At 63.3% G+C, this 12,216-nt stretch carries 13 protein-coding genes; 1 reads left to right on the top strand and 12 read right to left on the bottom strand.

What is annotated here, in order from left to right; genetic code table 11:
- Positions 1-11: 11 nt before the first annotated feature.
- Genes nusB through V7R84_RS01705 form a run of 12 tightly spaced genes read right to left on the bottom strand, consistent with a single transcriptional unit; the run spans position 12 to position 10,899 of the window.
- The gene (gene nusB / locus V7R84_RS01760; RefSeq protein ID WP_338571415.1) at positions 12-437 is read right to left on the bottom strand and encodes a transcription antitermination factor NusB; all 426 of its coding nucleotides are present in this window, start codon (positions 435-437) and stop codon (positions 12-14) included.
- Complete coding sequence (gene efp / locus V7R84_RS01755; protein ID WP_338571412.1) at positions 430-993, bottom strand: elongation factor P; 564 nt, start codon at positions 991-993, stop codon at positions 430-432. Before efp ends, nusB begins: the two co-directional genes overlap by 8 nt.
- A 57-nt stretch (positions 994-1,050) precedes the next feature.
- Positions 1,051-2,136: a 3-dehydroquinate synthase gene (gene aroB, locus V7R84_RS01750; protein WP_338571409.1), complete on the bottom strand. Its 1,086-nt coding sequence runs from the start codon at positions 2,134-2,136 to the stop codon at positions 1,051-1,053.
- A complete protein-coding gene (locus V7R84_RS01745) occupies positions 2,133-2,627 on the bottom strand; it encodes a shikimate kinase (RefSeq protein WP_338571407.1) in 495 nt (164 codons plus the stop codon). The genes aroB and V7R84_RS01745 overlap by 4 nt, the downstream gene beginning before the upstream one ends.
- Positions 2,624-3,820 carry a chorismate synthase gene (aroC, locus tag V7R84_RS01740; RefSeq protein WP_338571403.1) on the bottom strand — a complete coding sequence of 399 codons (1,197 nt, stop codon included), beginning with the start codon at positions 3,818-3,820 and terminating at the stop codon, positions 2,624-2,626. Before aroC ends, V7R84_RS01745 begins: the two co-directional genes overlap by 4 nt.
- Positions 3,821-3,833: 13 nt before the next feature.
- A complete protein-coding gene (locus V7R84_RS01735) occupies positions 3,834-4,667 on the bottom strand; it encodes a shikimate dehydrogenase (protein WP_338571401.1) in 834 nt (277 codons plus the stop codon).
- On the bottom strand, positions 4,637-5,764 hold the full coding sequence (mltG, locus tag V7R84_RS01730; RefSeq protein ID WP_338571398.1) for an endolytic transglycosylase MltG: 1,128 nt from the start codon (positions 5,762-5,764) through the stop codon (positions 4,637-4,639). Before mltG ends, V7R84_RS01735 begins: the two co-directional genes overlap by 31 nt.
- A complete protein-coding gene (ruvX, locus tag V7R84_RS01725) occupies positions 5,761-6,222 on the bottom strand; it encodes a Holliday junction resolvase RuvX (protein ID WP_338571396.1) in 462 nt (153 codons plus the stop codon). Before ruvX ends, mltG begins: the two co-directional genes overlap by 4 nt.
- Entirely contained in the window at positions 6,215-8,869 is a 2,655-nt protein-coding gene (gene alaS, locus V7R84_RS01720; RefSeq protein ID WP_338571394.1) for an alanine--tRNA ligase, read from the bottom strand. The genes ruvX and alaS overlap by 8 nt, the downstream gene beginning before the upstream one ends.
- A gap of 29 nt (positions 8,870-8,898) precedes the next feature.
- A complete protein-coding gene (locus tag V7R84_RS01715) occupies positions 8,899-9,129 on the bottom strand; it encodes a hypothetical protein (RefSeq protein ID WP_338571392.1) in 231 nt (76 codons plus the stop codon).
- A complete protein-coding gene (locus tag V7R84_RS01710) occupies positions 9,126-9,497 on the bottom strand; it encodes a DUF948 domain-containing protein (RefSeq protein ID WP_338571390.1) in 372 nt (123 codons plus the stop codon). Before V7R84_RS01710 ends, V7R84_RS01715 begins: the two co-directional genes overlap by 4 nt.
- A gap of 55 nt (positions 9,498-9,552) precedes the next feature.
- Positions 9,553-10,899, bottom strand: coding sequence for a replication-associated recombination protein A (locus V7R84_RS01705; RefSeq protein ID WP_338571387.1), 1,347 nt, complete (start codon positions 10,897-10,899; stop codon positions 9,553-9,555).
- A gap of 81 nt (positions 10,900-10,980) precedes the next feature.
- Here V7R84_RS01705 and V7R84_RS01700 point away from each other — a divergent pair, with 81 nt between their 5' ends.
- Positions 10,981-12,201 carry a multidrug effflux MFS transporter gene (locus V7R84_RS01700; protein WP_338571384.1) on the top strand — a complete coding sequence of 407 codons (1,221 nt, stop codon included), beginning with the start codon at positions 10,981-10,983 and terminating at the stop codon, positions 12,199-12,201.
- The last annotated feature ends 15 nt before the right edge of the window (positions 12,202-12,216 follow it).

The raw sequence follows: 12,216 nt of genomic DNA, 5'->3' as shown, positions 1-12,216 counted from the left end.
CAAATCAGGGGTCAGGAGTTTGCTTCTTTGGTTGACAAGGCCTTGCTCAGCAGACCGTTGAGGAAACCGGGTGAACCGTCAGTTGACAGCTCTTGCGCCAGCCGCACCGCCTCGGCGATGACGACGGGCCCGGGGGTGTCTGTGTGATCCATCTCAAAGACCGCGATTCTCGCCAAGTTGCGATCAACGGCCGGCATACGCTCCAGGGTCCAGGACTTGTCGAGTGCGGCCGAGACGCGCGCGTCGATCTCCTCTTGGTGTTCGGCCACGCCGTGGACAATTCTCGTGGTGAGCTCGCGCACGGTGATCGCGGTCAGGTCCCTGGCCTCGATGAAGGTTTCGACGATGCTCCGGCCCCGCAGCTCGGCGGCGTACAGGATGTCGAGGGCAACTCGCCGAGCCTTCGTCTGGGTGCCGTAGCGAACGGTCTCAGCCATTCACCCGGGAGATGTAGGATCCGTCGCGGGTGTCGACCTTGATCTTCTCGCCCGTGGTGATGAACAGCGGGACCTGGATCTCCTTGCCGGTTTCCAGGGTGGCGGGCTTGGTTCCACCGGTGGAACGGTCCCCCTGCAGGCCGGGTTCGGTGTAGGTGACTTCCAGTTCCACACTGGCGGGAAGCTCGATGAACAGAGGTGTTCCCTCGTGCAGCGCAACAGTCGCAGTCTGGTTATCCAACAGGTAGAAACGAGCATCCCCCACAACATCAGCGGTGATGTGGATCTGGTCGTAGGTGGTGTTGTCCATGAACACGTAGTCCTCACCATCGAGGTAGAGGTACTGCATGTCTCGGCGGTCAATGGTGGCAGTGTCCACCTTGGTGTCGGAGTTGAATGTCTTATCGATGATCTTGCCCGAGAGCACGTGCTTCAGCTTTGACCTGACGACGGTGTTGCCCTTGCCCGGCTTGTGGTGTTGGAACCACTGCACCTGCCACAGCTCACCGTTCAGGTCCAGCACCATTCCGTTCTTAAGATCATTGGTGGATACCACGCCTGTCGCCTTTCCGACTCTAGCTTGCACGGGCCGTCGCGGAATTTTACCCGAGCCCTACCCCCGCTCGGAAACCGCGGCGTAGGAATCGGCGATTTCGCTCTCATCCGGACTGGTCAGGATGACTGGCTGTCCCTGAGCAGCGAGTCCTACCAGACGCAATTCCCGCCCACGCGTTTTCTTGTCGAGCTGCATGAGGCGACGAAGTTCAGGCCACGCCTCCGGGGCGTGAGCGACAGGCAACCCGAGAGCGCTCAGCAATCTGGAATGATCGGCGGCCAGGGCGGCTTCCAATCCCAGCAACCGCCGGCTGACCTCGGCGATCCAGACCATCCCGATGGAGATGGCCTGACCGTGACGCAGCCGGAAACCCGCATGTGCCTCGACGGCATGTCCCAGCGTGTGGCCGTAATTCAAGGCTTCCCGACCCACAGAACCACTGCAGGAAGTACGTTCTTTCAGATCCATGGCCACCACACCGGCTTTCACAGTGACTGCACGACCCACGAGCTCGGTGAAGGTTTCCGAGGTGACGTCGAGGGCGCCATGAAGGTCCGAATCCATCAAACGCAAGATCTCGGCATCCGAGATGAAACCGCACTTGACCACCTCGGCCAGCCCGGAAACAACCTCCTCCTTGGGGAGTTCATACAGCAGCTCTGGATCACAGATCACGCTTCTCGGTTCATGGAAGGCCCCGACCAGGTTCTTGCCCGCCGACAGATTGATGCCGGTCTTCCCCCCGATCGCGGCATCGACCATACCGAGCACTGTGGTTGGGACACTGATGAAATCGATCCCGCGCAGCCAACTGGCGGCCACGAAACCCGCCACATCGGTGGCAGTGCCTCCTCCCAGCCCAACCACCAGATCGCTGCGCGTGAAACCGGCCGTGGCCAGTTCGTCCCAGCATCTCGCCAACACCGCGGGGGTTTTGGCAGCCTCGGCATCAGGAATGGTGATCGTGGTCACCTGCCGGTCCTGACAGTGCTTCCTGGCCCTTTCCGCGAGAGCCATCAGGGGCTCAGGAACAATGACTGCCACCCGCGCGGCATCGCCGAGCACCTCACCGAGCCGATCCAGCGCACCGGGGGCGATGTGTACCTCGTAGGGAGCGCTACTGCTGTTCACCGGAATGATCACGACTGCCTCCTGGCTTCGGCGAGTTCCATGGCGATTTCTCCGGGGGCACGCCGGTCGGTATCGACACGGGTGGTTGAAACCGCCTCATAGACGGGTGTGCGTTCTCGAAGCAGCTTGATGAGCCTCCCCCGGAGGTTGCCGAGCGCCAGCGGAACAGCATGGAGCCCAATGCGACGGGAGGCCTGCTGGATGGAAACCTCCAGCCAGATGACGTCGTGACCCGCCAGGGCTTCGCGAATCCGGGGGTTCATGACTGCTCCCCCGCCCAGGCTCACGACCTGCCCGGTCTCCAGCAGCTCGAGGGCAGTCGATTCCTCCAGAGCACGAAAACGGGCCTCACCGTCATCCGCGAAGATCTCGGCGACAGGTTTACCCACCGTTTCCTCGATCCGGGCATCCACATCGGTGAAGGACTTCCCGAGCAGGCCCGCGAGCTCCGCCCCGACCGTGCTTTTCCCCGAGCCGGGGGCGCCGACGAGCACGATGGTCACCCTCGCACTCCCAGGCCGCGGGCAGCGACATCTGCCAGGTAGGTATCCCGGTTGCGGCGGGTCTCCGCGAGGGAATCGCCACCGAATTTCTCAAGGGCGACCTCCGCCAGCACCAGCGCAGTCACAGCCTCAGCCACCACTCCAGCCGCCGGAACCGCACACACGTCGGAGCGTTGGTGATGGGCCATCGCAGGCTGACCCGTCGAGACATCGAGGGTATGCAGAGCCCGAGGGACGGTGGCTATCGGCTTCATCGCGGCACGTACCCGGAGCACCTCCCCGGTAGACATACCGCCCTCCACACCTCCCGAGTTGTGGGTAGTGCGGGTGATGCCCTCATCGGTGGGGAAGATTTCGTCGTGGGCGGCGGAACCGCGGCGCCTGGCCAGTTCGAAGCCATCACCGAACTCCACCCCCTTGATGGCTTGGATCCCCATCAGGGCCCCGGCGAGCCGGGAATCGAGTCGACGATCCCCCTGGATGTGGGAACCGAGACCGGGGGGCAAACCCCACACGACCACCTCGACCACCCCGCCGAGGGTGTCGCCCGCCTTGCGGCACTCCTCGACCTCCGCTGCCATGGCCGCTGCTGCCTCTGCATCGAAGCAGCGGGTGGGGTCGGCGTCGATTGCCGTGCGGTCCGCGACACGGGGCAGATCGGTACGGGTTGCTCGAACCCCGCCAAGTTCTACGACGTGGCTGACGATGCCGATTTCCAGTGCTTGGTCGAGAAAAGCCGCAGCCACGGCACCAAGTGCCACACGCGCCGCGGTTTCACGGGCCGAGGCGCGTTCCAGGATGGGGCGGGCCTCGGGGAAATCGTATTTCTGCATCCCGGCCAGGTCGGCGTGACCGGGCCTGGGCCGGGTGAGCGGGGTGTTACGTGCCTGGGTGGCGAGCTGTTCGGCATCCACCTCACCGGGGGCCATCACGGTCTCCCACTTGGGCCATTCCGTGTTTCCAATCATGATGGCGATCGGCGAGCCAAGGGTTTCGCCGTGCCGGAAACCGCCCAGCAGGGTCAGCGTGTCTGCCTCGAATTTCATGCGCGCCCCTCGCCCGACCCCGAGACGTCTTCTGGACAGGGCAGCAGAGATCTCCGCTTCTCCCACGCGGACATGGGCCGGGATGCCTTCCATGGTGGCGATCAGAGCCTGGCCGTGTGACTCCCCGGCCGTGAGGTAACGCAGCATGGTGGCAATTGTGTCAGCTGCACCGACGGGCTTCGAGTTCGACCGTGGCGGCGGACAGAGCTTCCTGGAAGCTCAGCTCGCATCCCGTCAGGAGCCGGAACTGGTCCACGGCCTGCCCGGCCAGCAGCTCCAGCCCCGTGACCACCGGCTGATCAGGATCGGCGGCACTGGCCAGGGGGGTCGGCCAGGGATCGTAGACGGCGTCGAACATCACCGCAGCCCGTTCGGCCCAGGCACCGGCCCATTTCTCCGTCGCCGAGGTCGGAACGGTGCTGGCCAGCAGATCGACGTCCCGGAACGAAGCATCCATCGGCTGCGCGGTGATGTCGATCCCGAGGGCGATTCCCAGCTCACACAGCGCCGCAGCCCGGGATGGCACACGGGCCAGCACCGTCACTTCCCGAACCGACAGGCCCGACAGCGCGACCAGCAGGGAACGTGCGGTGGCGCCGTTGCCGACGATAACCGCCGTGGAAATGCCTTCCAGGCCACGATTCCGCCAGGCCTTGAGGAACCCTGGCACGTCGGTGTTGTACACGCGGGGTTCCTCACCCAGGAGAATCGTGTTGCCCCCTTGGACCATGAGGGAGATCGAATCCGGCTCGCCCAGCCCGAGCAGATCCTTCTTATGGGGTGCCGTGACGCTCAGTCCGACCCATCCGGGATCGGTCAGGGAATCGATGAACTTCGGCAGCGTTCCGGGGGCAACTCGAATCGCCTCATAGCTCCAGTCGAGACCATTGATACGATAGCCCGCGCGATGGATCGCTGGGGACAACGAATGCTCGACAGGATCTCCGATGACGGCGCAGCGCATCAGACGCAGCGGCCTTGATGTGACTGGCACCACTGCTGAAACAGTTCCACGTTCTCCGCGTGACCCGCCTCGTCCTTCGAGTATCTGGTTTCACCAGTGTCGAGGTCGACAGTGGTGAAATACAGGAAATCGTCACCACTCGGATTCAGAGCGGCTTCGATGGCGGCTTGTCCCGGGTTCGATATCGGTGTGGGTGGCAGGCCCTTGACCTTGTACGTGTTGTAGGGCGAGTCCGTAGCCCGGTCTTCCGGGGTTGTCGTGACATGGCTGAACTCCCCGATCGCGTAGTGCACCGTCGAGTCGAACTGCAGCGGCATGTCCTTCCCCAAACGGTTGTAGAGGACCTGGGCGATTTTCGGTCTGTCCTCCGGACGTGCAGCTTCTTTCTCCACGATGGATGCGGCGATCAGGACCTCGTACGGGGTTTTTTCGAGTTTCTTGGCCCCTTCTTCCAACTTGATGGTGCTTGCAACCTTGTTGAACTGGTTCACCTGCTGTTTCAGGACCCCAGAGGCATTCACGGGTTCTTCCACCTCATAGGTCTCGGGGAAGAGGAAACCTTCCAGATTGCCGTCACCACCTGCCCACTCCGGCAGACCCATTTCCTTGTGATCCGAAGCAGCCGCGGTCAGTTGTTCCTCCGTGAGCCCGAGCTCCTTGGCCAAAATCTCCCACTGTTGCGTCCGGACCCGTCCCTCGGGAATCGTCACCTTCAGCGCAACCCTGTTGGTCGGCTCAACCAGCATCGCCAGTGCGGTCTCGGCCGGAAGCTCTGTACGCAACCGGAAACGTCCCGCCTGAAGCTTGGATCCCATCCCGGGCTGGCGTCCCACCACCGACTGGAAAGTGCGGGTGGATTTGATAACGCCATTCTCTACGAGCACATCACCGATCTGCGTGACGGTGGCGTCTTTCGGGATCACCACGACCACCTCGTCCTTGCCCTCACCGATGTAGTCGCTCTCGGTGCGCCACGCGATCCAGGCCTCATGAACCTTGTGAACGACGAACCAGCCGCCGCCGAACAACACCACGACTGAGAGCAGAACCGCGAAAGCACTGCGGGCGTGATAGCCGATTTTGCGCCAGTCCGGTTGGCCGTCGTTGTCGACGAAGGTGGGGCTCACAGATCCTCCTGTTCCAGTGGCTCTCCGGCCAGTCGGCCGGAGGCCATCTCCAGATCCAACGCGCGCTGCAGGATCTCGACCGCGGCGGCCTGGTCTATGATCCGCCTTTGCTGCCGGGAACTGCGGCCCGCTCCCCCAAGACTACGTGACGCCCCGGCCGTGCTCATCCGCTCATCAACAAGCCTGATCGACACGCCTGGTACCGCCGCGGCAAGCAGGGAGGCCTTCTCCACCACGAATTGGGCGGCGAAGGAACGCTGCCCCGACAGAGTCAGGGGAAGCCCCACGTAGATCAGCTCGGGTTCGTACTCCCCAACCAGCTCTTTGAGCCGTTTCACTTCCGAACCGTTTGCGCGAACCGTTTCCACTGGATAGGCGAACGAGGTGCGCGGATTGCTGGCCGCAACGCCTATCCTCGCCTTGCCCCAATCGATCCCGAGACGCCCCAGCTCAGCCACGATCAGCCAGCATCTCCTCAACCGCGGCGATCGCTTTCGGAGCCGCCGCCGGATCAGAACCGCCTCCTTGGGCGAGGTCGTCCTTGCCACCGCCCTTGCCGCCCATGGCGCGGCAGGCAGCAGAAATCAGCTGGCCAGCGTGAACGCCCACGTCACGGGCTGCTGCATTGGTGGCCACCACACCGACCGCTTTTGCTCCCCCACCGCCGAACAAAGCCACGACTGCGGGTTCCGCACCCAGTCGTTCCCGGATGTCCAGGGCGAGGGTCCGCAAATCACCGCCGGCGATACCGGGGAGAGACTCAGCCACCAACCTGACCTCGCCGACCGTTCGGGCTGCTCCTGCGAGCTCCCCGGAGCGGGCCAGCAGTTTCTCCGCCTGGAGGGAAGCGATCTGTTTCTCCGCTGCCTTCAACTGGCCGAGCAGTTTGTCGACCCGTTCCACGAGCTTCTCCGGTTGGACCCGGAGGTTGTCTGTGAGGGTTGCCACGAGGGCCCGTTCCGCTGCGAACCGTTCGAACGCATCCTGCGCGACGAGGGCCTCGACGCGGCGCACCCCGGAACCGATGGAGGATTCACTGAGCAGGTTCAGCACCCCGATCTGGGCGGTGTTGGCGACGTGCGTTCCGCCGCACAGTTCCCGCGACCACGGGCCTGCGAACTCCACCACGCGCACAACCGATGGATATTTCTCGCCGAACATAGCCATTGCCCCCAGAGCCTTGGCCTCCTCCAGTTTCATCTGGCTGGCGGTCACGTCGAAGGAATCCCGGATGGCCTGGTTGGCGCGCTGCTCGACTTCCAACCGCAGGGCCTCGCTCATGGCGTGGGTCGCCGAATAGTCGAAGCGCAGGTAGCCCGGCTTGTTGTAGGAACCGGCCTGGGTTGCGGTCTGTCCCACCAGTTCCCGCAGCGCGGCGTGAACGATGTGGGTGGCGGTGTGTGCCTGCGACGCGGCGTGCCTGGCCGCCGGGTCCACGGCGGCGTGCGCCACCGCCCCCTCACCGAGATCACCGAACAACTGGACCCGATGCACAACCAGGCCCGGAACAGGACGCTGAACATCAAGCACCTCAGCAGACCAGCCGTCACCGGCGATCCGTCCCGCGTCAGAGTCCTGGCCGCCGGACTCGGCGTAGAAGGGGGTTTCAGCCAGTACGAGTTCGACGACCTGCCCGTCGCCAGCGGAAGTGACCACCTGGCCTCCGGAGACGATGCCGATCACCTTCGTCTCGTGTTCGAGTTCCCGGTATCCGACGAAGGGGGTTTCGTGTCCCTCACGAATCTTCTTGTAGGCCTCAAGGCTGGTGGCCCCACCCTTTTTGGCCTTCGCGTCAGCACGGGCCCGTTCCTTCTGCTCACGCATCAGCTCGCTGAAACGGGCACGATCCACCCCGAGTCCTGCCTCGGCAGCCATCTCGAGGGTCAGGTCGATCGGGAAACCGTAGGTGTCGTGCAGTTGGAACGCCTCATCGCCGGGAAGTTCTTTCGCGCCGGCCTGCTTGACGCGTCCCACCGCGAGATCGAAGATCTGTGTCCCGGCGGACAGCGTGCGCCGGAACGAGGCCTCCTCATGTTCGCTGATCTCGGAGATCCTCGCCCAGGAGTCGTTGATCTCCGGGTAGGAGACACTCATCACGTCTCGACTGACGGGCAGCAACTCACCGAGCACCGGAGCGTCGACACCCAACAGCCGCATGGCCCGAATGGAGCGGCGCAGCAGACGACGCAGGACGTAGCCGCGGGCCTCGTTGCCGGGGGTGACGCCGTCGGTCATCAGCATCAACGAGGAACGTATGTGGTCCGCCACCACACGGAACCGCACGTCATCATCCGGGTCTGCCCCGTAGGTGCGCCCCGAGAGTTCCGCCACCTTCGCGATGACTGGGTAGACCTCATCCGTCTCGTACATGTTCGCCACGCCTTGGAGCAGGTAGGCGATGCGTTCCAGGCCGCTGCCGGTATCGATGTTCTGCGTGACCAAGGGCTTGACCACATCAAATTTGTCCTTGGCGGTGACGTTGGTGATCTCCTCCTGCTGGAAAACCAGGTTCCAGATCTCCAGGAAACGGTCCTCGTCTGCTTCTGGTCCGCCGTCAGGACCAAATTCGGGTCCGCGGTCGATGTAGATCTCGGAGCAGGGACCACCCGGACCAGGCACCCCCATGTGCCAGTAGTTGTCCTTGAAACCACGCTCCTGAATGCGATCACGCGGAATTCCGGCCCTCCGCCACAGGGCGATGGTCTCCTCATCGCCCTGCAGGGCGGTCACCCAGATCTGGTCGGGATGGAATCCGAGACCGCCGTTGGGAACTTCGGTGGTGATCAGTTCCCAGGCGTAGTTGATGGCTCCTTCCTTGAAGTAGTCACCGAATGCGAAATTCCCCATCATCTGGAAGAACGTGCCGTGCCGGGTGGTCTTGCCCACCTCGTCTATGTCCAGGGTACGCACACACTTCTGAACAGAGGCTGCTCGGCTGTAGGGAGTGGGTTCCTCCCCCATGAAATAGGGTTTGAAGGGAACCATCCCGGCATTGATGAACAACAAGGTGGGGTCGTTGTAAAGGAGCGACGCGCTCGGCACGACAGTGTGGTCGTGGCGCGCGAAGAAATCGATGAATCGGCTCCGGATTTCGGAGGTTTTCATTGGAGGTTTTTCCTTGAGGTCGATGTTTCTCAGGGCTTCTGGGGCATGTCGAGCTCCGCGCGAAGCTCTGCTTCCTTCTCCCGCATGGCTGCTGTGAAGGTGGCGCGGAAATCGCTGAACCTGTTGACGGCCTGCTGTCCGGATGCCTCGACGCGTTCGGCCACTCCCTTTGGAGTGAACTGATACAGCCACTTGCGGCCTCGGAGCACAAGCACAACGGCCACGGTGGCGCCAACCAGGATCCAGAACAGACGCCTCACTTCTTTCGTCCCTTCAAAGCAGTTCGCAGACCGTGGGCGACCGCAGCGCCACGAATCAGGGGGCCGCCCAGGGTGGCTGCGAAAAGCTGAGACATGTTGGCGGCATGTTCGCTGACCACGCTGGCGTGACCAGAGACACGCGCCACGTCATCGGTGACCACGGACAGCTTCGCCAGCTCGTCGTTGGTGCTCTCGACGGTGCTCTTCAGCTCGACCAGGACGGGAACTGAATGGTGGCCCAGGTCACGCACCGCGATGCGGACCTCATCGAGAGCTCGACCGGCCTTGATCAGGGGAACGGCTGCTAGGGCCACGAGAACGCAGAGGGCAATGGCAGCAAGCAGACCTGCCAGCTCACCGACGGACATGTGAGGTCGCCTCCTTGAATCGAAGTATCGCCGTAACTCTAGCCGACCTACGTCCTCAATGACCCAGCAACTTCCGAACCGCCGTCATGCGTTCAGAAATGGCCGCCTCCGCTCCGTGACCGGTCGGCTGGTAGTAGCTGGCTCCCACGAGATCATCAGGAAGGTACTGCTGGGCCGCCACGCCGGTGGACAGATCATGGGGATAGATATATCCCTCGCCGTGCCCAAGAACCGCGGCACCGGCGTAGTGGGCGTCCCTGAGGTGCGCCGGAACCGCCCCTCCTCTGCCCGCACGCACATCAGCGACTGCCTTCTCCAAAGCCATGTAGGCGGCGTTGGACTTAGGAGCGGTGGCCGCTGCCACCGTGGCGTGGGAAAGGGTGATGCGGGCCTCTGGCATCCCCAACAGCTGTACTGCCTGGGCTGCCGCGACACAGGTGCCGAGCACACCGGACGCGGCCATTCCGATGTCCTCACTGGCCAAGATCATCAACCGGCGTGCAATGAACCGCGGGTCCTCCCCCGCCTCCAGCATTCGGGCCAAGTAGTGCAGGGCCGCATCGACATCGGATCCCCGCACGGATTTGATGAAAGCTGATATCACATCGTAGTGCTGGTCACCATCTCTGTCGTAGCGCACAGCAGCCCGATCCACCGCCTGGGCGAGCACCTCGGGGGTGATCTCCACAAGCCCGAGTGCCTCGGCGGAAGCAGCAGCCTCCTCGAGGTAGGTCAGCGCACGGCGAGCATCCCCGCCGGCCAGACGCACCAGGTCGTCCCGGGCCGCATCGGTCAGGGCCACGACGCCTGCCAGGCCCTTTTCATCGACCAGCGCACGGGAGACCAGGGCTGCGATGTCAGTGTCGGTCAGGGGTTTGAGGCGCAGCAGCAGCGAACGCGACAGCAGTGGGGAGATCACGGAAAAACTAGGGTTCTCCGTGGTTGCGGCAATCAGTGTGACGATCCGGTTCTCCACCGCGGGCAGCAGCGCGTCCTGCTGGGTCTTGGAAAAACGGTGCACCTCGTCGATGAACAGCACCGTCGAGACGCCCCGCTCCAGTTCCCGCTTGGCCGCGTCGAGTTCGACACGCAGTTCCCTGACTCCCGCGGTCACCGCCGAGAGTTCGACGAACCGGGCCCCGGATGCGTTGGAAACGATGGACGCCAAAGTGGTCTTGCCGACTCCCGGTGGCCCCCACAGGAAGACACTCATCGGTTGCCCTGCGACCAACCGGCGCAGCGGCGCGCCCGGGCCGAGCAGGTGCTGCTGTCCGACGAGCTCCTCCAGGTTTTCGGGACGCATCCTGACCGCCAGTGGTGCCCCCTCGCCGCGGGCATTCCCCAAGGAACCACCCGTCCCGGCGGGAATCGGATCGGGATTGCCGAAAAGGTCAGGACTCACGCGAATTACAGTAGCGGGAGATTCAGGGTGTCTGCCGTATCATTTGTTTGCTCTTGACGTCCCTGCATCCGCGGAGTTCGAATGCCACAACCACTGGGGGACCAGTTCAGCACGCGCCGGAGGGTGGTGACCATCGTCACCCTCGGTCTGTTGACCGGTCTCGGTCCATTCACCATAGACCTGTACCTGCCCACTTTTCCTGCGCTCAAGGCCGACCTGGGAATCACTGACTCCCAGGTCCAGGTGACCCTCTCGGCCACCACCTTGGGATTCGCTGTTGGGCAGCTCGTCGTGGGTCCTCTGAGCGATCGTCTGGGACGCAGGATTCCGCTAGTGGCAGCTGCTTTCCTGCACATCATCTCCTCGGTTCTCGTGGCGATTGCCCCCAATGCCGTTTTCCTCACCACCATGCGTGTCCTCCAAGGCATCGGAGCTGCGGGCGGGGCCGTGGTGTCGATGGCAATGGCCCGGGACCTGTTCTCTGGGAGGCGATTGGTCGTGATGCTTTCCCGGCTGGCGCTCATCAACGGCTTGGCGCCCATCATCGCTCCTCTGGTGGGTTCGTGGATGGTCACGGTCATGAACTGGCGTGGGGTTTTCTGGGCGCTGGCCAGCTATGGTGCGATCCTGTTGTTGCTGATCCTGCTCCTGATCGTGGAGACTCGCCCGCCCGGCGAACGCACTGCGGGTGGCCTTGCTCCGCTGCTGGCGGCCTACCGCCGGGTGATGGGCGACAGGGTGTTTGTCGGTATCTGGCTGACCGCTTCCTGCTGCTTCGCAGGTTTGTTCTCCTACATCTCCACCTCGTCACTGCTGTTGCAGGAAACTTTCGGGCTGCGCGAAACCGAGTTTGGTGTCGTGTTCGCCATCTGTTCTGTAGGCGTCTTCGTCGGAGTTCAGCTGGGAAGCCGTCTGTCTGCGCATCTCGGGCCGCAGAGGGTGCTCATCGTTGGTACCGCGGGAATGATCGTGGCGGCCTCATTGCTGTTGGGAGTCGACGCGATGCGTAGCGGTCACATCCCTTTGATCCCCGCGATGTTTGCCTACACCCTGGCCTTCGGGGCATGCAATCCTGCCGCCCAGGTGCTGGCGTTGCAGAACCATCGGAAAGATTCGGGAGTGGCCGCTTCCTTGATGGGGGCCCTCAACATGACACTCGCCGCCGTGGTGGGGCCCGTCATCGGTCAGTTCGAACTGGCTTCGGCTGCCCCGATGGCAATCTCGATGCTCTGCTGCGCCGCCGCAGCTGCGCTGTTTCTGTGGCTGATCGCCCGTCCGAGACGGATCGAGTTCACGCTGTGAGGCGGGGAATTCCGC

The organism is Arachnia propionica, from assembly GCF_037055325.1.
GTDB lineage: Bacteria > Actinomycetota > Actinomycetes > Propionibacteriales > Propionibacteriaceae > Arachnia.
The sequence above is the reverse complement of the archived record's forward strand: the minus strand, read 5'-3'. Positions and strand labels throughout refer to the sequence as shown.